This window comes from Burkholderia sp. AU28863 (genome assembly GCF_002223195.1).
GTDB classification, from domain to species: Bacteria; Pseudomonadota; Gammaproteobacteria; order Burkholderiales; family Burkholderiaceae; genus Burkholderia; species Burkholderia sola.
The window spans coordinates 1486822-1508944 of the sequence record NZ_NKFE01000005.1 but is presented as its reverse complement, the minus strand read 5'-3'; the positions used below and the strand labels follow the sequence as shown (position 1 = coordinate 1508944).

At 64.9% G+C, this 22123-nt stretch carries 24 protein-coding genes; 13 read left to right on the top strand and 11 right to left on the bottom strand.

Annotated elements, in window-relative coordinates:
* Nucleotides 1-52 precede the first annotated feature (52 nt).
* From urtA to CFB81_RS23385, 8 genes are all read left to right on the top strand, one after another.
* The gene (gene urtA, locus CFB81_RS23420; protein ID WP_089436690.1) at nucleotides 53-1327 is read left to right on the top strand and encodes an urea ABC transporter substrate-binding protein; all 1275 of its coding nucleotides are present in this window, start codon (nucleotides 53-55) and stop codon (nucleotides 1325-1327) included.
* 55 nt (nucleotides 1328-1382) lie between these two features.
* Nucleotides 1383-2300 carry an urea ABC transporter permease subunit UrtB gene (gene urtB, locus CFB81_RS23415; RefSeq protein ID WP_069618050.1) on the top strand — a complete coding sequence of 306 codons (918 nt, stop codon included), beginning with the start codon at nucleotides 1383-1385 and terminating at the stop codon, nucleotides 2298-2300.
* A 55-nt stretch (nucleotides 2301-2355) separates the two neighbouring features.
* Nucleotides 2356-3525 (top strand): urea ABC transporter permease subunit UrtC, encoded by a 1170-nt coding sequence (gene urtC, locus CFB81_RS23410; protein WP_089436689.1) that lies wholly within the window; start codon nucleotides 2356-2358, stop codon nucleotides 3523-3525.
* A gap of 3 nt (nucleotides 3526-3528) precedes the next feature.
* The gene (gene urtD / locus CFB81_RS23405) at nucleotides 3529-4272 is read left to right on the top strand and encodes an urea ABC transporter ATP-binding protein UrtD (RefSeq protein WP_089436688.1); all 744 of its coding nucleotides are present in this window, start codon (nucleotides 3529-3531) and stop codon (nucleotides 4270-4272) included.
* Nucleotides 4273-4306: 34 nt separating this feature from the next.
* Nucleotides 4307-4996 carry an urea ABC transporter ATP-binding subunit UrtE gene (urtE, locus tag CFB81_RS23400; protein WP_069618025.1) on the top strand — a complete coding sequence of 230 codons (690 nt, stop codon included), beginning with the start codon at nucleotides 4307-4309 and terminating at the stop codon, nucleotides 4994-4996.
* Between the two features lie 60 nt (nucleotides 4997-5056).
* Nucleotides 5057-6295: a formamidase gene (fmdA, locus tag CFB81_RS23395; protein ID WP_069618024.1), complete on the top strand. Its 1239-nt coding sequence runs from the start codon at nucleotides 5057-5059 to the stop codon at nucleotides 6293-6295.
* Nucleotides 6296-6332: 37 nt separating this feature from the next.
* A complete protein-coding gene (locus CFB81_RS23390; protein WP_069618023.1) occupies nucleotides 6333-6668 on the top strand; it encodes an FmdB family zinc ribbon protein in 336 nt (111 codons plus the stop codon).
* Nucleotides 6669-6745: 77 nt separating this feature from the next.
* Complete coding sequence (locus tag CFB81_RS23385; protein WP_089436687.1) at nucleotides 6746-7771, top strand: aliphatic amidase; 1026 nt, start codon at nucleotides 6746-6748, stop codon at nucleotides 7769-7771.
* Between the two features lie 26 nt (nucleotides 7772-7797).
* Here the strand turns inward: CFB81_RS23385 and CFB81_RS23380 are convergent, their stop codons facing one another.
* Nucleotides 7798-8607 carry an alpha/beta fold hydrolase gene (locus tag CFB81_RS23380; RefSeq protein WP_089436686.1) on the bottom strand — a complete coding sequence of 270 codons (810 nt, stop codon included), beginning with the start codon at nucleotides 8605-8607 and terminating at the stop codon, nucleotides 7798-7800.
* A gap of 118 nt (nucleotides 8608-8725) precedes the next feature.
* On the opposite strand from CFB81_RS23380, the gene CFB81_RS23375 reads away from it, so the two are divergent.
* Nucleotides 8726-9643, top strand: coding sequence for a LysR family transcriptional regulator (locus CFB81_RS23375; RefSeq protein WP_089436685.1), 918 nt, complete (start codon nucleotides 8726-8728; stop codon nucleotides 9641-9643).
* Nucleotides 9644-9681: 38 nt separating this feature from the next.
* On the opposite strand, the gene CFB81_RS23370 is transcribed toward CFB81_RS23375, so the two are convergent.
* A complete protein-coding gene (locus CFB81_RS23370) occupies nucleotides 9682-10575 on the bottom strand; it encodes a LysR family transcriptional regulator (RefSeq protein WP_089436684.1) in 894 nt (297 codons plus the stop codon).
* A gap of 135 nt (nucleotides 10576-10710) precedes the next feature.
* Here CFB81_RS23370 and CFB81_RS23365 point away from each other — a divergent pair, with 135 nt between their 5' ends.
* The gene (locus tag CFB81_RS23365; protein WP_089436683.1) at nucleotides 10711-11712 is read left to right on the top strand and encodes a zinc-binding dehydrogenase; all 1002 of its coding nucleotides are present in this window, start codon (nucleotides 10711-10713) and stop codon (nucleotides 11710-11712) included.
* A gap of 73 nt (nucleotides 11713-11785) precedes the next feature.
* On the opposite strand, the gene CFB81_RS23360 is transcribed toward CFB81_RS23365, so the two are convergent.
* Nucleotides 11786-12091, bottom strand: coding sequence for a DUF4148 domain-containing protein (locus tag CFB81_RS23360; RefSeq protein WP_089436682.1), 306 nt, complete (start codon nucleotides 12089-12091; stop codon nucleotides 11786-11788).
* Nucleotides 12092-12368: 277 nt separating this feature from the next.
* Between CFB81_RS23360 and CFB81_RS23355 the strand changes: the two genes are divergently transcribed.
* Nucleotides 12369-12578 carry a hypothetical protein gene (locus tag CFB81_RS23355; RefSeq protein ID WP_089436681.1) on the top strand — a complete coding sequence of 70 codons (210 nt, stop codon included), beginning with the start codon at nucleotides 12369-12371 and terminating at the stop codon, nucleotides 12576-12578.
* A gap of 129 nt (nucleotides 12579-12707) precedes the next feature.
* On the top strand, nucleotides 12708-12917 hold the full coding sequence (locus CFB81_RS36235) for a hypothetical protein (RefSeq protein ID WP_179236048.1): 210 nt from the start codon (nucleotides 12708-12710) through the stop codon (nucleotides 12915-12917).
* 35 nt (nucleotides 12918-12952) lie between these two features.
* Here CFB81_RS36235 and CFB81_RS23350 read toward each other — a convergent pair whose 3' ends face one another.
* From CFB81_RS23350 to CFB81_RS35720, 6 genes are all read right to left on the bottom strand, one after another.
* A complete protein-coding gene (locus CFB81_RS23350; RefSeq protein WP_089436680.1) occupies nucleotides 12953-13225 on the bottom strand; it encodes a DUF4148 domain-containing protein in 273 nt (90 codons plus the stop codon).
* 92 nt (nucleotides 13226-13317) lie between these two features.
* Entirely contained in the window at nucleotides 13318-13521 is a 204-nt protein-coding gene (locus CFB81_RS36230; protein WP_069618016.1) for a hypothetical protein, read from the bottom strand.
* 23 nt (nucleotides 13522-13544) lie between these two features.
* Nucleotides 13545-15011, bottom strand: a complete 1467-nt coding sequence (locus tag CFB81_RS23340) for an efflux transporter outer membrane subunit (protein WP_089436679.1) — start codon at nucleotides 15009-15011, stop codon at nucleotides 13545-13547.
* The gene (locus CFB81_RS23335; protein ID WP_089436678.1) at nucleotides 15004-16209 is read right to left on the bottom strand and encodes an efflux RND transporter periplasmic adaptor subunit; all 1206 of its coding nucleotides are present in this window, start codon (nucleotides 16207-16209) and stop codon (nucleotides 15004-15006) included. Before CFB81_RS23335 ends, CFB81_RS23340 begins: the two co-directional genes overlap by 8 nt.
* A complete protein-coding gene (locus tag CFB81_RS23330) occupies nucleotides 16199-19453 on the bottom strand; it encodes an efflux RND transporter permease subunit (protein WP_089436677.1) in 3255 nt (1084 codons plus the stop codon). The genes CFB81_RS23335 and CFB81_RS23330 overlap by 11 nt, the downstream gene beginning before the upstream one ends.
* A gap of 103 nt (nucleotides 19454-19556) precedes the next feature.
* Complete coding sequence (locus tag CFB81_RS35720; protein ID WP_143328633.1) at nucleotides 19557-19745, bottom strand: hypothetical protein; 189 nt, start codon at nucleotides 19743-19745, stop codon at nucleotides 19557-19559.
* Between the two features lie 51 nt (nucleotides 19746-19796).
* Here CFB81_RS35720 and CFB81_RS23325 point away from each other — a divergent pair, with 51 nt between their 5' ends.
* A complete protein-coding gene (locus CFB81_RS23325) occupies nucleotides 19797-20171 on the top strand; it encodes a hypothetical protein (RefSeq protein ID WP_069618012.1) in 375 nt (124 codons plus the stop codon).
* 102 nt (nucleotides 20172-20273) lie between these two features.
* Here CFB81_RS23325 and CFB81_RS23320 read toward each other — a convergent pair whose 3' ends face one another.
* Entirely contained in the window at nucleotides 20274-21032 is a 759-nt protein-coding gene (locus CFB81_RS23320; protein ID WP_089436676.1) for an SDR family oxidoreductase, read from the bottom strand.
* Between the two features lie 141 nt (nucleotides 21033-21173).
* Nucleotides 21174-22118 (bottom strand): LysR family transcriptional regulator, encoded by a 945-nt coding sequence (locus CFB81_RS23315; RefSeq protein WP_089436675.1) that lies wholly within the window; start codon nucleotides 22116-22118, stop codon nucleotides 21174-21176.
* Nucleotides 22119-22123: the final 5 nt, after the last annotated feature.

Here is a 22123-nt window from a genome sequence, read left to right as displayed (position 1 = left end):
CCTCGACCCAGCCCGCAGCGACCCGCGCCGGGCGCCCGATAAGGAGAACGTGATGTCCGCAGACGATCGACTCGATGACGAAGCCCGGATGCCTTCGCCGCTGCGCCGGAAAATGCTCGGCGGTCTCGCCGCCGCGCCGCTGATGGCGTTGGGCCTGCCGCGCGGCGCATTTGCTCAAACGCCGCCCACGGCGAAGGTCAACACCACGGGCCTCGCGGTCACGGATACGACGGTGACGGTCGGCCAGCTCCACTCGGCCACGGGCACGATGGCGATTTCCGAAACCGGCTCGATCCAGGCCGAGCGCCTCGCGATCGAGCAGATCAACGCGATGGGCGGCGTGCTCGGCCGCAAGGTGCGGATCATTCAGGAAGACGGCGCGTCCGACTGGCCGACCTTCGCCGAAAAATCGAAGAAGCTGCTGGAGAACGACCACGTCGCGGCCGTGTTCGGCTGCTGGACCTCGGCCTCGCGCAAGGCGGTGCTGCCGGTGTTCGAGAAGGACAACGGCCTGCTGTATTACCCGACCTTCTACGAAGGCCTCGAACAATCGAAGAACGTGTTCTACACGGGTCAGGAAGCGACCCAGCAGATTGTCTGGGCGCTCGACTGGGCGTCGAACACGAAGAAGGCCAAGACTTTCTTCCTCATCGGTTCCGACTACATCTGGCCGCGCACGTCCAACAAGATCGCGCGGCGCCATATCGAACAGCATCTGCACGCGAAAGTGGCGGGCGAGGAGTACTACCCGCTCGGCACGACCGAGTTCGCATCGTTGATGAACAAGATCAAGCTCGCGCGCCCGGACTGCATCTTCGCGACCGTGGTGGGCGGCTCGAACGTGGCGTTCTACAAGCAGCTCAAGGCCGCGGGCATCACGCCGCAGAAGCAGTTCCTGCTGACGCTGTCGGTGACCGAGGACGAAGTGCTCGGCATCGGCGGCGACAACTTCGCGGGCTTCTATTCGTCGATGAAGTACTTCCAGTCGCTCGATAACGACAACAACAAGAAGTTCGTCGCGGCATTCAAGGCGCGCTACGGCCAGAAGTCGGTGATCGGCGACGTGACGCAAGCCGCCTATCTCGGCCCGTGGATCTGGAAGGCCGCGTGCGAGCGCGCCGGCAGCTTCGACGTGGACAAGGTGGTCGCGCATTCGGCCGGTATCGAGGTGGCGAACGCGCCGCAAGGCTACGCGAAGGTCGATGCGAACCATCACCTGTGGAGCCGCTCGCTGATCGGGCAGGGCCAGGCGGACGGCCAGTTCAAGGTCGTCGCGCAGTCGGAGCAGCCGATCCAGCCGAATCCGTTCCCGAAGGGCTACATGTAATCCGTCAACCGCAGCGGCGCGGCGGCCGATGACGCCGCCGCGCGAGGAGCGTTCGATGTCCGCTACCGATATTTTCAACATCACGCTGATGCAGGGCTTCGCCGGTCTGAGCCTCTTCAGCGTCCTGCTCCTGATGGGGCTCGGGCTCGCCGTGATCTTCGGCCAGATGGGCGTGATCAACATGGCGCACGGCGAATTCATGACGATCGGCGCGTATACGGTCTACCTGTTTTCGTGGTTGTCGCAGAACGTCTGGCACGCGCTCACGCCCGTGTATTTCTTCTTCGCGATTCTCGCGGCGTTCGCGCTGGCCTTCGCGGCGGGCTGGCTCGCCGAATGGGCGCTGATCCGCCATCTCTACAAGCGCCCGCTCGACACGCTGCTCGCCACGTGGGGTCTGAGCCTCGGCATGCAGCAGGTGTTCCGCTCGACCTTCGGGCCGAAGGAAGTGAGCCCGGCGCTGCCCGACTGGCTGATGGGTTCGTGGGAGCCCACGCCCGGCCTCGACATTCCGGTAAGCGGCATGTTCGTGATGGGCCTCGCGCTGCTGATGACGGGCGGCCTGCTGCTCGCGCTCTATCGGTCGCGCTGGGGCTTGCGCGTGCGCGCCACGGTCGCGAACCGGCCGATGGCGAACGCGGCGGGCATCAACACGCGGCGCACCGACCGCATGACGTTTGCGATCGGCTGCGGGATCGCGGGCGTCGCGGGCGCGGCCTTCACGGCGATCGGCTCGACGGGACCGACGAGCGGCTCGCTCTATATCGTCGATTCGTTTCTCGTCGTGACGTTTGGCGGCGCGGCGAGCCTGCTCGGTACCGTCGCGTCGGCGTTCGGCATCGCGCAGATGCAGTCGATCAGCGAGTTCTTTCTGTCGGGCTCGATTGCGCGCGTGCTCACGCTACTCACCGTCGTGGTGATTCTGATGCTGCGTCCTCAGGGCCTGTTTGCGTCGAAGGTGCGGCGAGTTTAAGCGCGCGTTCATCCCCACGCCTCATTTACAGCTTCATTCGACTGGAGAGACGGACATGGAACCCATCCAATCCGCGGCGGGCGGCGTATCCCCGCGATCCGGCCCGGGCGCGCCGCCGGCCGGCTGGCGCGTGCGCGCGGCGCGACTCGATGCGTCGGGCTACGCGGGCATCGTGCTGCTCGCGCTGCTGATCGTGGTCGTGTTTCCGCTCGCGCTCGACACGTTCCGCCTGAACCTGATGGGCAAGTACCTGACCTACGCGTTCGTGGCGATCGGCCTCGTGATCGCGTGGGGCTACGGCGGCGTGCTCAGTCTCGGCCAGGGCGTGTTCTTCGGCCTCGGCGGTTACGCGATGGCGATGTTTCTCAAGCTCGAGGCGTCCGATCCGGCCGCCACGCGCACGCAGACCACGCCGGGCATTCCCGATTTCATGGACTGGAACCAGCTCACCGCGCTGCCCGCATGGTGGAAGCCGTTTCACTCGTTGCCGTTCTCGATACTCGCGGTGCTCGTCGTGCCGACCGCGCTCGCCTTCGTGATCGGCTACGCGATGTTCAAGCGGCGCGTGGGCGGCGTGTACTTCGCGATCATCACGCAGGCGGTCGCGCTGATTCTCTCGGTGCTGATCATCGGCCAGCAAGGCTATACGGGCGGCGTGAACGGCATCACCGACCTGCGCACGCTGCTCGGCTGGGACATCCGCACCGATCACGCGAAGCTCGTGCTGTATTTCGTGAACGCCGCGTTGCTGATCGGCGCGCTGCTCGCGTGCCGCTGGGTTCAGCGCAGCAAGCTCGGCACGCTGCTGCTCGCGATGCGCGACAAGGAAGACCGCGTGCGCTTCTCGGGCTACGACGTCGCCATGTTCAAGGTGTTCGCGTTCTGTCTCGCGGCGATGCTCGCGGCCATCGGCGGTGCAATGTTTACGCTGCAGGTGGGCTTCATGTCGCCGTCGTTCGTCGGCATCGTGCCGTCGATCGAGATGGTGATCTATGCGGCCGTCGGCGGGCGCATGTCGCTGGTCGGCGCGGTATACGGCGCGATTCTCGTCAATCTCGGCAAGAGCTGGTTTTCGGAGAGCTTTCCGAACCTCTGGCTCTATCTGATGGCGGCGATGTTCATCGGCGTGGTGATGGTGTTTCCGAACGGGCTGGCCGGTCTCTACGACGAGCATGTGCGCCCGCGCGTGCGGCGGCTGCTCGGCGCGGCGAACGAGGAGGCGTGAAGCATGAGCAATACCGACTTTCTGCTCGCAATCGAAGACCTGACCGTGTCGTTCGACGGCTTCAAGGCGATCGATTCGCTGAATCTCTATCTCGAGCGCGGCGAGCTGCGCGTGGTGATCGGCCCGAACGGCGCGGGCAAGACCACGCTGCTCGATCTCATCTGCGGCAAGACGAAGGAAACGGCGGGCAGCATCAAGTTCCGCAACGAGGAAATCACGAATCTCGCGGAATTCCGCCGCGTGCGTAAAGGGATTGGCCGCAAGTTCCAGACGCCGTCGATTTACGAAAACCTGAGCGTGGCGCAGAACCTTGAAGTGTCGTTTCCGCGCGGACGCAGCGTGTTCGGCGCGCTCGCGTATCGCGAGGATGCCGACGTGGCCGATCGCGTGCGCGACGTGGCCGATGAAATCGGCCTCGCCGGTGCGCTCGACCTGGAAGCGGGGCTGCTTTCGCACGGCCAGAAACAGTGGCTCGAAATCGGGATGCTGCTGATGCAGGACCCCGAACTGCTGATGCTCGACGAACCGATCGCGGGCATGAGCGTGCGCGAGCGCGAGCTGACCGCCGATCTGCTCGACCGCATCTGCCGCAACCGCTCGATGATCGTGATCGAACACGACATGGCTTTCGTGGAGCGCATCGCGCACAAGGTCACGGTCATGCATCAGGGGAAGATTCTCGCGGAAGGACCGATGGCGCAGGTGCAGGCCGATCCGCGCGTGATCGACGTCTACCTGGGCCACTGAGCCGGCAACCGAACGACAACACGGAGAACACATCATGCTGGAAGTCGACGATCTCGTCGTCAGCTACGGCCAGAGCGAGGTGCTGCACGGCATCGGCTTTTCCGTTGCGCAAGGCGAAAGCGTGGCCGTGATGGGCCGCAACGGCATGGGCAAGACCACGCTGTTCAAGGCGCTGATCGGCATGCTGCCCGCCCATCGCGGCACGGTGCGCGTGGCCGGCGCGGACGTCTCGAAGGACGAGAGCTACCGCCGCGTGTCGAAAGGCATCGGCTACGTGCCGCAAGGGCGGCAGATTTTCGCGTCGCTGACCGTCGAGGAAAACATTCGGACGGGCCTCGAAAACGCGCAGAGCCAGCGCGTGCCCGACGAACTTTACGCGTTGTTTCCCGTGCTGTTCGACATGAGAAAGCGCAAGGGCGGCAATCTGTCGGGCGGTCAGCAACAGCAACTCGCGATTGCGCGCGCGCTCGCGACCGACCCGAAAGTGCTGCTGCTCGACGAGCCGACCGAAGGCATCCAGCCGTCCGTCATCAAGGACATCGCCAAGGCGCTCAACCAGATTCGCACGAGCCGCAATATCGCCATCGTCGTGTCGGAGCAGGTGTTGAGCTTCGCGCTCGACGTGGCCGACCGCCTGTTCGTGATCGAGGGCGGGCGCTTCGTGCACCAAAGTACGCGCGATGCGGGCGACACCGACCGCATCCGCGAATATCTGTCCGTCTGAACGCGACGCGGCGTTCGCGCGCCGCGCCGTATGTCAATCCGCGAACCAGGAGTGAACGCCATGCCCGAGACTCTCATCAAGGTCGATCTGAACCAGTCGGCTTACGAAAACGAACAGGTGCACAACCGCTGGCACCCCGACATTCCGATGGCCTGCTGGGTCAAGCCCGGTGACGATTTCATCCTCGAAACCTACGACTGGACCGGCGGCTTCATCAAGAACGACGACAGCGCCGACGACGTGCGCGACATCGACCTGTCGATCGTGCACTTTCTGTCCGGCCCGGTAGGCGTGCACGGCGCGGAGCCCGGCGACCTGCTGGTGGTCGACCTGCTCGACATCGGCGCGAAGGCCGATAGCCAATGGGGCTTCAACGGCTTCTTTTCGAAGACCAACGGCGGCGGGTTTCTCACCGATCATTTCCCCAGCGCGCAAAAGTCGATCTGGGATTTTCACGGTGTCTATACGCGCTCGCGCCATATTCCCGGCGTGAATTTCGCGGGCCTGATTCACCCGGGCCTGATCGGCTGCCTGCCCGACCCGACACTGCTGGAGACCTGGAACGCGCGGGAGACCGGCCTGATCGCCACCGCGCCCGATCGCGTGCCGCCGCTTGCGAATCCGCCGTTCGCGGCCACCGCGCACATGGGCAAGCTCGCGGGCGACGCGCGCGACCAGGCCGCCGCACAGGGCGCACGCACCGTGCCGCCGCGCGAGCATGGCGGCAATTGCGACATCAAGGATCTGTCGCGCGGCTCGAAGGTTTTTTTCCCGGTCTATGTGGATGGCGCAGGCCTGTCGGTCGGCGACCTGCACTTCAGCCAGGGCGACGGCGAGATCACGTTCTGCGGCGCGATCGAAATGGCCGGCTGGGTGCATATGCGCGTGAATCTGATCAAGGGCGGCATGGCGAAATACGGCATTCGCAATCCCGTCTTTCAGCCGAGCCCGATCACGCCGACCTATAACGATTACCTCATTTTCGAGGGCATTTCCGTCGACGAGCAGGGTGGCCAGCATTACCTCGACGTCACCACCGCGTATCGCCAGGCGTGTCTGAACGCCATCGAGTACCTGAAGAAATTCGGCTATTCGGGCGCGCAAGCGTATTCGCTGCTTGGCTGTGCGCCGGTGCAGGGGCATATCAGCGGCGTGGTGGATATTCCGAACGCGTGTGCGACCTTGTGGCTGCCCACGCAGATCTTCGACTTCGACATTCGCCCGAATGCCGACGGCCCGATCCGGCACATCCAGGGCGGCGTGGATCTGCCGTGTTCGCCGGATCTCGCGAACGCGTGACCGACACACTGAAATAACGCAGGAAAAGGAGGCCGTCATGCCAATCTACGACTTCGAATGCGCGAGCTGCGGGCCGTTCTCCGTCATGCGTCGCATCGCGGACCGCGAGAAACCGTGCCGCTGTCCCGACTGCGGCGCCGAAGGCGGGCGCGTCATCAGCGCGCCGTCACTGGCGCTGATGGGGGGCGCGCGCCGCGCCGCACACGCGACCAACGAGCGTGCCGCGCACGCGCCGCGTCAGTCCGGCGACGGGCCGCCGCTGCGCCATCGCGCGGGTTGCAGTTGCTGCTCGGGCGGCGCGGCGACGCGCGCAGGCACGGCGTCGGACGGCCTCAAGCGGCCGGCGGGACGGCCGTGGATGATCAGCCACTAAGGTGTGCCGCGCGCGAGCCGATGAACGGAAGCAGCGGCCGTCGCGCGTGGCGTCAACGCGTTCAAGGAGGATGCGTCATGCGACATGGTGATATTTCGAGTAGCCGCGACTGCGTGGGCGTCGCGGTGGTCAACTACAAGATGCCGCGTCTGCACACGAAGGCGGAGGTGCTCGACAACGCGCGCCGTATCGCCGACATGGTGGTCGGCATGAAGCAGGGTTTGCCGGGCATGGATCTCGTGGTGTTTCCCGAGTATTCCACGCACGGCATCATGTACGACCGCCAGGAGATGTTCGACACGGCGTCCGCGATTCCCGGCGAAGAGACGGACATTTTCGCGGCGGCGTGCCGCAAGGCCAACGTGTGGGGCGTGTTCTCGATCACGGGCGAGCGCCATGAAGCGCATCCGCGCAAGGTGCCGTACAACACGCTCGTGCTGATCGACAATCGCGGCGAGATCGTGCAGAAGTATCGCAAGATCATGCCGTGGACGCCGATCGAAGGCTGGTATCCGGGCGACCGCACCTATGTGACGGACGGGCCGAAGGGCCTCAAGATCAGCCTGATCATCTGCGATGACGGCAATTATCCGGAGATCTGGCGCGACTGCGCGATGAATGGCGCGGAGCTGATCGTGCGCTGCCAGGGCTATATGTATCCGGCGAAAGAGCAGCAGGTGATGGTCGCGAAGGCCATGGCGTGGATGAACAACACCTACGTGGCCGTGGCCAACGCCACGGGCTGGGACGGCGTGTATTCGTACTTCGGCCATTCGGCGATCGTCGGGTTCGACGGGCGTACGCTCGGCGAGTGCGGCGAGGAGGAAATGGGCGTGCAGTATGCGGAGCTGTCGCTCGGCATGATTCGCGATGCGCGGCGTAACATGCAGTCGCAGAACCATCTGTACAAGCTGCTGCATCGCGGTTATACCGGCACGATCAATTCCGGTGACGGCGCGAATGGCGTCGCCGAATGTCCGTTCGGCTTCTATCGCGACTGGATTGCGGATCCCGACGCCACGCGTCGCCGTGTCGAATCGCTCACGCGCGCCACCCCCGGCACGCCGGAGTGTCCGATCGAAGGCATTCCGCACGAAGAGTGAGCATGCGCGCCGTGGGCGTCGGGTGTTCATTGTGCGGCTGGTGCGGCACGCCATTCAGGTTTTGCCGCAGCAATGAAGTCTTCAATGAGTCGCGCAACTTCGGTCGGCGCCTCTAGCGGCGCCAAATGCCCGACACCAGGAAGAATATGCATGGTCGCTTGCGGAATACGCGGCAGCAGTTCCGTCCGCAATGTGACCACGTGATCCACCTGGTCCAGTTCCCCGGAGATGACGATCGTCGGAACGTCGATCGACGTTACCGCCGCACTGATATCTTCGCGCATCGCCACCTCGGGCCAGGCAGCTTTAGCCTGCGGCGCAGCCTTCAGGCTATCCTCGATGACCATTTCGCGGCAGGCGGCGTCGAGCGGTTTGGCGGTAAGTACGTGGTCGATAACGAATTCGACCGACTCGCGCGATTGATAGGCGCCCGTCAGCATCGCACGTTCTTGCGCGGAAAGCAGCATCGGCGATGGTGGCGATGGCGCGACCAGCACGAGGCCTTGAAGCCCGTTCGGTCGTCGCGACGCGATGAACTGCGCGACCTTGCCACCCATCGAATGACCGACGAGTACGTAGCGTTGCAAACCCAATGTCTCGATGACGCCCTCGGCGTCGGCCGCGAGATCGGCAATACCGTAGCCATCCGCCGGCGCATCGGACTTGCCCCAGCCCCGATGGTCAGTGGCGACGGTGCGATATCGGCTCGATAACGCACCCGTCACGCGTTGCCATGTCCGCGACGAGCCACCGTAGTAATGCAGGAACACCAAGGCCGGGTCGCCCTGGCCGGCTTGGGTCACGTGGATTCGCGTGCCATTCGCTTCGATTTCCATTTGCGCTGCCTCTTCTCGGTTGGATGGATGAATCGTAGCGTCGCGCCTGCAATTTGATAATTGCACGCAGGATAGCGGCAGTCGATAATGATGTTATCGAATCAGGCGGGGCCGAACAATGGACCGATTGACCAGCCTTGGCGTGTTCGTCGCTGCTGTCGAAGAGGGCAGTCTGGCCGCGGCCGCGCGGCGCTTCGGGTTGTCGCCGGCGATGGCCGGGAAACACGTGAGCGCGATCGAGGCTCAACTGAATGCGCGACTTCTGCAACGCACGACGCGGCGCTTGAGCCTGACCGATATCGGTCAGACGTACTACGCTCGCAGCAAGCAAATCCTGGAAGCGTTCGAAGACGCCAACCGGGAAGCGCACGATTCGCAACGCACGGCGCGCGGCGTTCTACGCGTTGCGGCGCCTGTCACGTTCGGTGCGATGCACTTGGGCGAGGTCACGGCCCGCTATCTCGAGGATCACCCCCAGGTCAACGCGGAAGTGCTGCTCGGCGACCGCTATGTCGACCTTCTGGAGGACGGCATCGACGTCGCCATCCGAATTGGGAAGCTGCAGGACAGCGCGCTCGTTACAAGTCGCATCGCGCCATGTCGAATGGTCATATGCGCGTCGCCCGCTTACATCGAGCGGCATGGAGTGCCGCGTAGGCCAAGTGATCTGCGTCATGCGCAGCGGCTCGTCTTCAGCGAGGCCGTCTCAGCCGGGGATTGGACGTTATTCGATGCGAAGAACCGCGCGCACGTTATCGAAGGGCCCTGTCGAATCGCTGCCAACAATACCCAGATGCTTCTGTCTGCCGCGTTGGCAGGCGCCGGCGTCGCGTACGGCCCGACTTTCGTCTTCGGGGAACATGTGCGACGTGGCGAGCTCGTCGCGCTACTGCCAAATTACCGAGCAACCGAGTTGACGATACAGGCGGTCTACCCGAGTGCTCGGCGCATCCCGCTCAAGGTTCGACGGTTCGTCGACTACCTGACTGCAGCGTTCGGCAACGAGCCGCCTTGGGATCGAAGTTTGAAGAGGTAGGTAGTGACAAGCCGCTACGCGCGATCGGCTTGCCCGGTTCAAGTAGAAGTGGTTCCGAGTGCCGACATCAAATAATCGATCACCACCCTGACTCGCGTCGGTACGCGTCGACCGGCGGGATAGACGAGGTGGGTCGCCATGCGTTCCGGCTGAAACTCGGGCAGGAGGACTTCGACCTGTTCGGTATCGATTTCCGCTCCGAAAAGCCATCGTGGCGCCTGGGCAATGCCGAGCCCGTGCAGTACCGCGGCGCGCACCTGCTCTGCATCACCCGTAAAGAAAGACCCTTGAGGAACGCGATGAACGGTTTCGCGCCCGACCTTGAAGCGCCAAGGGCGGCGCTCATGGTTTCGAGCGAAGACGACGCCCGTGTGTGCGTCCAGATCGGCCAGCCGGGTAGGCCTGCCTTTGGCAGCGATATAGCCCGGACTGGCCACCAGCAGCGATTCCGTCTCCGATAGTTTTCTCGCTGTCAGCGAGGAATCCACCAATGGCCCATGGCGGATCGCCAGATCCAGTCCTTCCCCGACCAGGTCGACCGGTCGCTCGGATACGGATAATTCGAGCGCAACGCCCGGATATTGTCGAAAGAAGCCGGGAAGTAGTGGCGTCACGCATAGGCGGCCGTAGGCAGGCGCCGTCGTCAATCTGACCAGTCCTTGTGGGGATTGCTGTCGCGTCCCCACCGATGACTCCAGCGAATCGAAGTCGTCCATCCATCGCTTGGCCGACTCATAGAACGCCTGGCCCGCCGCGGTGATCACCACCTGACGCGACGTTCGCAACACCAGCTGAGCGCCGAGATACCGCTCCAGCGCGGCAATCTGCTTGCTTACGGTTGGTTGTCCAATGCCTTCCTCTCGCCCTACGGCGGAAAAACTGCCGCATTCGACGAGTCGAACAAACAGGCGAATTGCATCAAGACGATCCATGAGTATTCGTATCGATCCATTCTGTATTGGAATCGATGGTATGCCGGCAGACTGCGTTTCGGCAACAGGCGGACTTGTTTAAGTTACCGCCTGTGCAATTACCGTCATCGCTGTTTACCGCTGGAGAAACGCGTCATGAAAGCGATTTGTGTTACCGCTGAGCGCTCGTTGGAAGTTCGCGATATCCGGCCGCCGAGCCGGCCGGAATCAGGCCATGTGCTGATCGACATGGAGGCATCTGCAATCAACCATGGCGACAAGATATTTTTGCGTACCCGTGCTGACGATGGCAAAGCGCTGCCGGCGAGCCAGCACGGTGTGTGGGGCGCATCCGGTGCCGGGACGGTAGTGGCGACGGGTGACGGTGTACCAGAGCGTTATATGGGGAGACGTGTCGCTGTCTACCGCTCGCTGAACCGTAGCGCGTACAACATCGGCCTTTGGTGCGAAAAAGCCCAGGTGCCGTATACGAGTTGCCTGATCTTGCCCGAACACGTCAGCGCACGGGACTATTGCGGGTCGCTCGTGAACGTGATCACAGCCTATGCGTTTCTCGAAACGATTAGCGAGGCCGGGCACCACGGCGTGATTGTCACGGCAGGGAACTCGGCAACCGGGCTGGCGCTCGCGGCACTCGCTCGTCGGAGAAATATGCCGGTCATCTCCATGGTGAGGAGCCAGGCTGCGCAGGAGGCTCTGCAACGCGATGGTGTCGAGCATATCGTGCGCGCCGATGAAGACTTTACCGACACACTTGGAAAGCTGTCATTGGAGCTTGGAACGACGGCCGTATTCGATGGGGTGGGCGGTGCACTGACCGGCCAGCTGGCAACCTGTCTGCCGATGCGCTCGTCGGTATATTTTTACGGCACGATGGCCGGATCCGTTCCGTTTCCCGTGTCGGCGCCGCTCTTCATGATGAAAGATCTATCGATGCAGCGTTTCAGCAATTTCGAGAGCCGCACGGTGAGAGAACATGAAAGGCTGGTGGCTGCGCTGAATGCGCTCGAGAGCGTGATCGGCAATCTCGTGTTCAGAACGCGTGTCGGTCAGGAATTCAGCTTCGATCTGATCGAGGACGCCATGGCGTACGAGTCCGTCGACGGACGAAAGGCGATACTGGCGAGCCGGTCGTGAAGCATCAACCCCAAAAACGCGCGCGGCCGCATGGCCCGCGCGCAAACTCGCAGAAGGGTTTCCCCGGGACAATTCAGTTGCCGTTCGACGCGACGGTATTGGCCGCGCCGGCACAATCGTGCCGGTACTTCTGCATCAGGCGCGCCTGTGCCGAATCGATATCGTCGGGATAGCTGCTCTCGTCTCCGGACGACGGGTTGTAGCCGACGGATTCCAGCTCGTTCAGTTCGTTGACGAGCTGTCGATGGGAGACCTGGCCGTTCGTGTGAACGAACGGATAGTCATGGCATTGCGCCGACGTAAGCTTCGTCTCGGCATGCGCGGAGACGCTCAATGCGAGCATGGCGGCGCAGACGAGGTAGCGGGCGGGATGATGCATCTTCGGCTCCTGGATAGCGTTGAATAGGGGCCGCACGGCAGGATACCTGCGTCGGCTGAAAGACGAAGATTAGGGACAGCGGACTATCCAAACAGCAGCGCGAGGATGAAACATGTTTTACGCAAACCCGGATCGGCCCATGCATGGGCTGCCACGTGCATTGAAAGTTAAAGAATCCTTCATGCGCGTGCTCCCGGATGGTTAGGCGCAGCGGCGTATCGTCGAGCGATGGATCATTCGATGCCGCGCACCGCGCGGTGCACTGGAGGGTAATGCAATGAAATCGACCTTCATGACGGCTGGACTGATCGCGCTGGCGTGTTCATCGCTGCCGGCGTTCGCGAAGGTGCAGGGAACCGGACTCGCGATCGCCGATGCGACGCTCGCGCACGGAAAAGCCGAACATCGGGATCGTGCGATCGATACCGCACGGAATCTCGCCTCGCATCGCGCGGACAGATCGAGCACGCAACCGCACCAGGGCTGATCTGCCCGACGTCCGAATCGATACCGCGAGCCGCTACGGCTATCCGCTGACGCTGCCGGGCGCATAAGCGCGCGGTTCAGGCCACACAGCGAACATGACGGGTGCCTTGCCGATGGCAGCGCGCTCGTCATGTTCGTTTACGAGCCGAAGAACGGCACGCAGAAGTCGGGCGGGCCGACACAATCGCCGGGGCCGTCGGGCCGCGCGGAGGCGCACCCGGACAACATGACGCTGACAGCCATCGCGACGAGTGCGATACGGGCGGAACGAGCGAGAAACGGACGAAGCTTCATGGAGGGTGAGCAGTTCGGTGGACGGGCGGCGGCGCTGCCGGCGTGAGCCGGGCACCACGCCCGGCCGCACGGTCGCGCGCATCAATGCGAATAGAGCGTCGAGTTCAGGTACTTGAGCTGCCCGTCCTGTTCGGCGTGCACGAGCTCGGCATGGACCTCGGCGCGGGTCTTTTCGTGGATCGGCTGGCCGTAGGGCGGCACCCACTGGCCGGCAGCCTGAGTGCCTGGCACGCCGTCCTTGGTGGCGGCCGGGGAGATCTGCATCGGCCGGCTGCCGGTCAGTGCAAACGCGGGAACGGACAGCATGCCGATTGCGGCGAGCAACGCGGCGGCGATGACGTTGGCGGTTTTCATTTCTGGAGTCCTCATGATGATTGAACGGGGTCATCCACCGGCGCGGCGCGTCGGTGTCGCGCACGGTTGAGGACAAGCATGGGGCATGGACATTAGCGGATCGGCATACGCAACGTGAAAAGAAATTCATGCATCGGCGCGCGGTGCTCGGCCACGCGGGAATCTTCAACCTGGCCGCATTGGGCAATGATCGTCGGGCCGTGATTGCGGCCGGCATCCGTCACAGGTTCCGAGCGGTCGGGCCGACGCAAAAAAACGGCACCCGTCATCGCGACGGGTGCCTTGAAATACGACACGCCTCGTCCGTGTCGCAAGGGAATCAGTTCGCTGAACGGGGCGTCGTCGCGGCCAGTGCTTGCGTACCGGATGCGGCTTCATCGGTCGACCACCCGCCGCCCAGCGCGGCGATCAATCCCACCGCCGCCAGTTGCCGGCGCGTGTTCAACGCCAGCATTGCGATCTTCGTATCGAGTTCGGTGGCCTGCGCCGTCACGACGTCGAGATAGCTGACGACGCCGTCCCGATAGCGCGACATCGATAGCTGCAACGTGCGTTCGGCCGCGTCGAGTGCTTCCTGCTCGCGATCGGCTTCGTCGCCGAGGTGGTGCGTGAGTGCGAGGTTGTCTTCTACCTGCCGGCATGCATCGAGCACCACCGCGCGGTATTTCGCGCCGTTCTCGGCAAGCTGTGCGCGCGCCTGGTCGGTGAGCGCCTGGCGCCGGCCGCCGTCGAACAGCGTCAGCGCGAGGCTGGGCCCGATCGACCAGATCTCGTTCGGCGCGCGGAGCCAGTGGCCGAGGCCCGAGCTCTGGTACCCGCCGACCAGCCCGAGCGTGACGTCGGGGAAGAACGCCGCGCGCACCACGCCGATCTTCGCGTTGGCGGCGGCCATGCGCCGCTCGGCGGCCGCGACGTCGGGACGCCGCTGCAGCAGCGTCGCGGGAATACCGGTCGGGATCGTCGGCAGATACACGGCGTTGACGTCCGGCGTCATTGAGAACGACGACGCGGGTACACCCGTGAGCGTCGCGATCGCGTGCTCGTCGAGCGCGCGCCGCGCCCGTATGTCCTCGGCCGACGCGCGGGCCGAATCGAGCTGCGTCTGCGCGCGCGACACATCGAGATCGGACGCGATGCCGCCCGCGTGCCGGCTCATCGTCAGGCGCAGCGCGCGCCGGTAGGTATCGATCGTGTCGGCCAGCAGCTGTTGCTGCTGGTCGAGCCCGCGCAGGCTGAAGTACGCGCTGGCGAGACTGGCCTGCAGGCTCAGCCGCACCGACGCGAGATCGTCGGCGCTGGCCTGTGCGTCGGCGCGCCCGGCCGCGACTTCGTTGCGGACTTTCCCCCACAAGTCGAGGTCGTAGTCGAAGCCGGCGTCGAGTGTGTTGTCGCCATAGACGTTCGGCTGATTCGTGCCGCGCAGCGGCCGCGTGGCCGATTGGCGGTTGCTCGAGACCTGCGCGCCGAGGCCGATGGTCGGGAACAGCCCCGAGCGCGCCTGATCGAACAGCGCGGCCGCTTCGTCGTGACGGGCCACGGCCGCGGCCACGTCGGGATTGGCCGCGGCTACCCGTGCTTCGAGCCGGTCGAGCACGGGATCGCGGAACGCCTTCCACCAGCCGTCGCGCGCGATGCGGTCGGCCGGCTTCGCGGCCTGCCAGCCGCCCGCTTCCTTGAAGCTGTCCGGCAGCGCCGTTTGCGGCGCGTGATAGGCGGGCGCGAACGAGCATGCGCAGAGGAACGCGACGCCGGCGAGCATCGCGCAAAGCCGAAGCCGGTTAGCCATGCGCACGCTCCGTATCGCGCGCGGCCGATGCAACGGTGCGGGCCGGCGTCGCGAGCCTGACCGGGTCGCCGTCGGCCAGCGAATCGGGCGGGTTATCGATCACGCGATCGTCCGGCGCGAGGCCGGTCGCGATCTGCACGTGCGTGCCGAGATCGGTCGCGATCGTCACGGGCTTGAATACCGCGCGATCGTCCTTGCCGACCACGGCGACCTGCAGGCCGGCCTGCCGGAAGATCAACGAGCTGGCCGGAATCGTCAGCACGTGGGTGCTGCCGGCCGGCAGCGCGAAATGTACTTCGGTGTATTCGCCGGGGATCAGCTTGCCGTCGCGGTTGTCGACCATCAGCTGGACGAGCAGCGTGCCGGTCGAATCGGCGATCGAATCGTCGGTGTCGGCGAGCGTCGCCCGGAAGGTTTCGCCCGGATGCTCGGGCACGGTCAGCGTGGCCGTCATGCCGGGCCGGATCGCGGCGGCCTCGTTCTGCGGCACGCTCACGTAGACGCGCATCCGGTGGACGTCGGACACCGCAAACAGCTCCGGACCGGCGCCGCCGCCGGCCGAGATCAACTGGCCGATGTCGGTCTTGCGCGCGGTGACGACGCCGTCGAACGGCGCGACGATGCGCTTGAACGCCTCCAGCGCGTCGAGGCGCCGCACGTTGGCCTCGTTGGCCGCGACGATCGCCTGCTTGGCCGCGAGGTCGCTGGTCTTCTCGTCGGTTTCCTGCTGCGATACCGAATCCTGCGCGAGCATCCTGGTCCAGCGCGCGGCCGTGGACGCGGCCAGCTTCTCGTTGGCGAGCGAGCTTTGCAGGTCGGCACGCGCCTGCTGCAGTTGCTGGTCGAGTTCGGGCGTATCGATCAGCGCGAGCAATTGCCCCGACTTCACGTGCGCGCCGATATCGGTGTACCACGCATGCAGGTAGCCCGACACCCGCGCATGGATCGGCGCGCTCTCGAATGCGGACAGATGGCCGGGCAGCACGAGCGTCGCGCCGTCGCCGCCGGCCGACGGCGTATACGCGACCACGGTCGGCACCGCCTGTTCGGCGGACCAGGTCGTCATGTCCTGTTTCGCGTGCGCGCGGCCGACGATGCCGGTCGCCACGACGCCGACCGCGATCAGCGCGGTGAGCGTGGCGACGAGCTTGAGGTTGGGCAGCCGTTTCGGCGACTTGATATCGATCTCAGTGGACATGGGAAGCTCCGGACGCGGAAAGGGAGGAAGCGCGGGAAGCATCGTGCTTCAGCGCGTCGCGCCGATGCACGAGGCTGAACACGACGGGAACGAAGAACAGCGTCGCGATCGTCGCGCACGCGAGGCCGCCGATCACCGCGCGGCCGAGCGGCGCGTTCTGTTCGCCGCCGTCGCCGAGGCCGAGCGCCATCGGCGCCATGCCGATGCTCATCGCGAGCGCGGTCATCAGCACCGGGCGGAAACGCGTGAAACCGGCTTCGAGCGCGGACGCCAGCGCGTTACCGGTGTCGGCCAGCCGTTCGCGCGCGAAACTGACGACGAGAATCGAGTTGGCGGTGGCCACGCCCATGCACAGGATCGCACCGGTCAGCGCCGGCACCGACAGCGGCGTATGCGTGGTGAACAGCATCCAGACGATGCCGGCCAGCGCCGCCGGCAGCGCCGAGACGATCACGAATGCGTCGGCCCACGAATGGAAGTTCACGACGATCAGCAGGTAGATCAGCACGATCGCGCCCACGAGGCCGAGCAGCAGGCCGGCGAACGCGCCGTTCATGGTCTGCACCTGGCCGCGCAGCGTGACGGTCGAGCCCTTGGGCAGATCCTTCGCGGTGGCCTTGACGATGCCGTCGATGTCGGCCGCGACCGCGCCGAGGTCGCGGCCCTGGGTGGTCGCGTAGATGTCGAACAGCGGTTCGATGTTGTAGTGCGACACCACCGCGTTGCCGACGCCACGCGTGATCGTGGCCAGACCGCCCAGCAACTGGGACTGGCCGTTCGCGCCCGTGACCGGCAGGTTCTGCAGCGCCGACAGCGTGGTCATCCTGTACTGCGGCGTTTGCGCGACGATCGGATAGGACACGCCGTTGTGCGGGTTGAGCCAGTAGGTCGGGTCGACCTGGCTGGTGCCGGCCAGCGTCGCGACCACCGAGTTCGTCACGTCCTGCTCGGTGATGCCGAGCTGGTCGGCGCGCGTGCGATCGACCGTCACCGTGAACTGCGGATAGGTGCTGGCCTGCTGGATGCGCGGATCGGCGATGCCGGCGATCAGCCGCAGCTTGCGGTACAGCTCGCGCGCATAAGCGAGATTGGCCTGCTGGTTCGGGCCGGCCACCTGCAGGTCGACCGGCGCCGGTGCGCCGAAGTTGAGGATCTGGCTGACGATGTCGGCGGGCAGGAACGAGAACGTGGTGCCCGGATAGGCACGCGGCAGGCGTTCGCGCAGCGTGTGCACGTAGTCGGCGGTCGGCGCGTGATCGTGCGACAGCGAGATCAGGATGTCGCCATCCTGCGGCCCGAGCGTGCCGCTGTTGTTGTAGGTCAGGTTGATCCCGCTGTTCGGCAAGCCGATGTTGTCGATCACTTCGCGCAACTGCGCGGGCGGGATCGCGCCGCGAATCGTGTTCTCGATGCGGTCGAGCTCGGCGGCGGTTTCCTCGACACGCGTGCCGACCGGCGCACGCACGTGCAGCGCGATCTCGCCGGAATCGATGGTCGGAAAGAAATTGCGGCCGAGCCACGGCGCGAGCAGGAAGGACGCCGCCACGATGCCGAGGAAGGCGACGACGAACGGCTTGCGGCGCGTGAGCGCGAGGCCGAGCAGGATCCGGTACGACGCGCGCACGGATTCGAAGCGGCGCTCGAAGGCGCGCTGGAAGCGCACCAGCGGATTGCGCGACGTCGGGACGTCGTGCGCGCCGGCATGGCCCGCGTGCGGATCCATGATCGCGGCCAGTTCGCCCGACGCGTGACCGGCCGATGCGTGCGGCTTGAGCAGGTATTGCGCGAGCATCGGCACGAAGGTGCGCGACAGCACGAACGACGACGCCATCGAGAAGATCACCGCCTTGGCCATCGGCACGAACAGAAAGCGCGAGATGCCGTCGAGCATCAGCATCGGCACGAACACGATGCAGATGCACAGCAGCGAGACGAGCGCAGGCATCACGATCTGCTTCGCGCCGTCGACGATCGCGGTGCGCGTGTCCTTGCCCTGTTCGAGGTGCCAGTTCACGTTCTCGATCGTCACCGTCGCATCGTCGACCAGGATTCCGACCGCGAGCGCGAGGCCGCCGAGCGTCATCACGTTGAGCGTTTCGCCGGTGGCCGCCAGCAGCGCGATTGCCGAGAGCACGGCCAGCGGGATCGACGCGGCGATGATCAGCGTCGAGCGCCACGAGCCGAGGAACAGCAGGATCATCAGCGAGGTCAGCGCGGCGGCGATGATGCCCTCGCGCGCTACGCCGCTGACGGCGCCGTTCACGAAGGTCGACTGGTCGCCCATCGTGACGAGCTTCAGGCCCGGCGGCAGCGTCTGTTCGACCAGCGGCAGCTTCGCCTTCACGCCGGCGATGATGTCGAGCGTCGATGCCGAGCCGTTCTTCAGGATACTCATCAGCACCGCGCGGTGGCCGTCCACGCGCACGATGTTGCCCTGCGGCGGGTAGCCGTCGCGCACGTGCGCGACGTCGCGGATGTAAATCGTCGTGCCGTCGACCGACTTGATCGGCAGGTCGTTCAACGCGTCGAGCGAGAGCGGGCTGTTGTTGAGCTTGATGTTGTATTCGAAGCGGCCGATCTTCTGCGTGCCGGCCGGGATGATCTGGTTCTGCTGCGCGAGCGCGTGCGCGACGTCCTGCGCGGACAACCCCTTCGATTGCAGCGCCTGCGGGTCGAGGTCGATCTGCACTTCGCGCGCCTTGCCGCCGTACGGCGTCGGAATCGCGACACCCGGCACCGACAGCAGCTGCGGTCGAATGAAGTTGACCGCGTAATCCTCCAGCTTTTGTTCGTCGAGCGTGTTGCTGGTCAGCGCGATCTGCAGCACGGGCACGGTCGACGCGTTGTAGTTGAGGATCTGCGGCGGCGTGGTGCCGGGCGGCATCTGCTTGAGCACGGTCTGCGAGATCGACGTGACCTGCGCGGTCGCCGTGCGGATATCGACGGTCGGCTGGAAGAAGATCTTCACGATGCCGTAGCCGCGGAACGATTGCGACTCGATATGCTGGACATCGTTGACCGTCGTGCCGAGCGTGCGCTCGTAGTACGTGATCACGCGTCCGGACATGTCGTCCGGCTGCAGGCCCGCGTAGTTCCAGACGACGCTGATTACCGGGATGCGGATGTCCGGGAAGATGTCGATCGGCGTTCGAACGGCCGCGAGCGGGCCCGCGATCAGGATCAGCAGCGCCAGTACGACGAACGTATAGGGCCGGGCGAGCGCGAGCCGGACAATTTTCAGCATGAGGTGCTGCTCCGTTCAATATCGTCGTGAAGAAGAGCCGGATGTGCGTGTCGTCGGGAAAAACCCGATGCGCAACCGATGAGCGCATTCTGCGGAGCGGCTACTAACAGCCGGTCGCAAAAAAGATGAAACAAGTTTTAATAGCCGGCCGGACAAGCTGCGTGGCGGCGCGGCCGGGCATGCGACAGAAGCCGACCACGTAATCGATGAAGTAATCGATGAAGCTGCGCGCTCTTCTAGCGTTTTCTAAAAAAAGATTCATGCGCGGATCACGAATCTTCAGCCGGTTCACGTGTACCGAGATCGATAATTGGATCGCGTAATTCCGGCAAGGACGACAAAAATGACACAACCGTTGAGCATCAAGATGATCGAGGAGCGCGGCAAGCTCGTGGTGCTGATGTCGATCGAACGGGGCGCGGCCGTGCTCGATCCGGAAGATGTGGATGCAGTCATCCAGTACTTGAGCTTGCTGCGCGCGTCGATGCAGCCTGCCGTGCCGGAACGTGCGCCGCACACGCAGCAATTCGTGACGGAAATGGACCCTTGCTGGTACGCCGAGCGCCATCCGATGCAGGGCGGCGTGGTGCTGTTACTGCGTCATAGCGGGCTGGGTTGGGCAAGCTTCGCACTACCGCCGCGCAGCCTCGAACGGTTGCACGCTTCGCTGACGCAACTGCTCGAGGACGAGCGGCAGGCGATCAGCCTGCCGCACTGAATCTGCATCGTGAATGGGCTTGCATGCGGCGTCGTTGCGACGGAGTGATCGGGTAGCAGCCAGTGTGTGAACGCCGTCTCCCGGCACTGGCTGCCATGCGCGCTATCCGCGCCCGACGAACGGCATCGCAGTCGCCATGATCGTCATGTTGAGGATGTTGGTATCGAGCGGCAGATTCGCCATCTGGACGACCGCATTCGCGACATGCACGACGTCCATCCGCGCCTCGGGCGCCAGGCTGCCGTCCGCTTGCGGGACGCCTTGCGTCATCCGTTCCGTGAGCGACGTCGCGGCGTTGCCGATGTCGATCTGGCCGCACGCGATGTTGTACCGGCGGCCGTCCAGCGCCAGCGACTTCGTGATCCCGGTCACCGCGTGCTTGGTGGCCGTGTACGCGATCGTGTCGGGGCGCGGCGCGTGCGCCGAGATTGAGCCGTTGTTGATGATTCGGCCGCCCTGCGGCGTTTGCGTTTTCATCAGCCGCCACGCAGCCCGCGCGCACAGGAAGACGCCGGTCAGGTTCGTCGCGACGACACTGTTCCACACGTCGAGTTCGTATTCGTCGAGGGATACGACCGGGGCGTTGCGCCCGGCATTGTTGAACAGCACATCGAGCCGGCCGAACCGTTGCGCGATCCGCGCGAACGCGTGGTCGACCGACGCTTCGTCGGTGACGTCGACGGGAAACACGTCGGCGTCGCTGCCGGCGGCGCGGATCGCGTCCTGCGTGTCGCGCAGCGACGCCTCCGTACGCCCGAGCAGCGCGACGGTGAAGCCTGCCTGGGCGAGTGCGATGGCCGCGGCGCGACCGATGCCGGAGCCGGCACCGGTGACGGCGGCGAATTTCTTCGAGACGGACATGGCGTGATTTCCTGCGGGTTGAATGACGGGGGGAGGTGGCCGATCGTCGATGCCGTCGCCACTCCGGCAATGTAGTCGAAATGCATGATGCCCGGATTTGGGCGGCATCGTGAAACGCGCTCGCCGCGACCGCGACCTCGACTATTTCTTCCGACCAGGCGCGATTTTCCGGCTTCGCGCGCCGGTGTCCGCGAACAGCGCCACCACCACATCCCGCAGCCAGCGGTTCCCTTCGTCCTGATTGACCCGCGTGTGCCACAGCATATGGATCGGCGCGCCGGGCAGCGTGACGGGCAGCGCACGCCAGCCGAGCGAGAACGGCGCGGCGAGTTGCAGCGCGAGATGCTCAGGCACTGTCGCGATCAGGTCGGTGCGCTGCAGGATGTAGCCCACGCTCATGAAATGCGGCACCGTCAGCCGCACCTGGCGTTTCACGCGGCGCCGCGTCAGCCATTCGTCCACCTGCCCGTGCCCGGTGCCGGCCGACACCACGACCAGATGTTCGGCGTCGCGCCACGCGTCGACCGTCAGCGGCGCCCCCTCGAGCGGGTGCCCGCGCCGGAACAGGCATACGTAGCGCTGATCGAACAGCCGGCGCTGATAGAACCCGCCCTTCAGTTGCGGCAACAGGCCGATCGCGAGATCGACGCGGCCGTCGGCCATTTCGTCGCCGAGATTGACGCTCGTGTTGCGCACGGTGTTCAGCGCGATGCCCGGCGCCGCATGCGACAGGTGTTCGAGCAGCGCGGGCAGGAACACGACTTCGCCGATATCGGTCATGCCGATCGTCAGCGTACGCGTGGCGCGCAGCGGATCGAAGGCGGTGTCGGGGTTCAGCGCCGCGTGCAGCGTCGCGAGCGCCTGCGACACCGGTTCCGCGAGACGCAGCGCGAACGGCGTCGGCACGACGCCGCCGGGCCCGCGCACGAACAGCGGATCGCCGAGCCGGCGGCGCAGCTTGGCGAGCGCGTTGCTGACGCCCGGCTGGCTCATGTTCATTTGCTCGGCGACGCTCGATACGCGCCGTTCCTGCATCAGCCGCTGGAAAAGCAGCAGCAGGTTGAGGTCGATCTCGCTCAGTTCCATCGGTT

Bases quoted from the DNA above. Each gene is read 5' to 3' on its own strand.
- urtA (WP_089436690.1), top strand. From the start codon at position 53: ATGTCCGCAGACGATCGACTCGATGACGAAGCCCGGATGCCTTCGCCG.
- urtB (WP_069618050.1), top strand. From the start codon at position 1,383: ATGTCCGCTACCGATATTTTCAACATCACGCTGATGCAGGGCTTCGCC.
- urtC (WP_089436689.1), top strand. From the start codon at position 2,356: ATGGAACCCATCCAATCCGCGGCGGGCGGCGTATCCCCGCGATCCGGC.
- urtD (WP_089436688.1), top strand. From the start codon at position 3,529: ATGAGCAATACCGACTTTCTGCTCGCAATCGAAGACCTGACCGTGTCG.
- urtE (WP_069618025.1), top strand. From the start codon at position 4,307: ATGCTGGAAGTCGACGATCTCGTCGTCAGCTACGGCCAGAGCGAGGTG.
- fmdA (WP_069618024.1), top strand. From the start codon at position 5,057: ATGCCCGAGACTCTCATCAAGGTCGATCTGAACCAGTCGGCTTACGAA.
- CFB81_RS23390 (WP_069618023.1), top strand. From the start codon at position 6,333: ATGCCAATCTACGACTTCGAATGCGCGAGCTGCGGGCCGTTCTCCGTC.
- CFB81_RS23385 (WP_089436687.1), top strand. From the start codon at position 6,746: ATGCGACATGGTGATATTTCGAGTAGCCGCGACTGCGTGGGCGTCGCG.
- CFB81_RS23380 (WP_089436686.1), bottom strand. From the start codon at position 8,607: ATGGAAATCGAAGCGAATGGCACGCGAATCCACGTGACCCAAGCCGGC.
- CFB81_RS23375 (WP_089436685.1), top strand. From the start codon at position 8,726: ATGGACCGATTGACCAGCCTTGGCGTGTTCGTCGCTGCTGTCGAAGAG.
- CFB81_RS23370 (WP_089436684.1), bottom strand. From the start codon at position 10,575: ATGGATCGTCTTGATGCAATTCGCCTGTTTGTTCGACTCGTCGAATGC.
- CFB81_RS23365 (WP_089436683.1), top strand. From the start codon at position 10,711: ATGAAAGCGATTTGTGTTACCGCTGAGCGCTCGTTGGAAGTTCGCGAT.
- CFB81_RS23360 (WP_089436682.1), bottom strand. From the start codon at position 12,091: ATGCATCATCCCGCCCGCTACCTCGTCTGCGCCGCCATGCTCGCATTG.
- CFB81_RS23355 (WP_089436681.1), top strand. From the start codon at position 12,369: ATGAAATCGACCTTCATGACGGCTGGACTGATCGCGCTGGCGTGTTCA.
- CFB81_RS36235 (WP_179236048.1), top strand. From the start codon at position 12,708: ATGTTCGTTTACGAGCCGAAGAACGGCACGCAGAAGTCGGGCGGGCCG.
- CFB81_RS23350 (WP_089436680.1), bottom strand. From the start codon at position 13,225: ATGAAAACCGCCAACGTCATCGCCGCCGCGTTGCTCGCCGCAATCGGC.
- CFB81_RS23340 (WP_089436679.1), bottom strand. From the start codon at position 15,011: ATGGCTAACCGGCTTCGGCTTTGCGCGATGCTCGCCGGCGTCGCGTTC.
- CFB81_RS23335 (WP_089436678.1), bottom strand. From the start codon at position 16,209: ATGTCCACTGAGATCGATATCAAGTCGCCGAAACGGCTGCCCAACCTC.
- CFB81_RS23330 (WP_089436677.1), bottom strand. From the start codon at position 19,453: ATGCTGAAAATTGTCCGGCTCGCGCTCGCCCGGCCCTATACGTTCGTC.
- CFB81_RS23325 (WP_069618012.1), top strand. From the start codon at position 19,797: ATGACACAACCGTTGAGCATCAAGATGATCGAGGAGCGCGGCAAGCTC.
- CFB81_RS23320 (WP_089436676.1), bottom strand. From the start codon at position 21,032: ATGTCCGTCTCGAAGAAATTCGCCGCCGTCACCGGTGCCGGCTCCGGC.
- CFB81_RS23315 (WP_089436675.1), bottom strand. From the start codon at position 22,118: ATGGAACTGAGCGAGATCGACCTCAACCTGCTGCTGCTTTTCCAGCGG.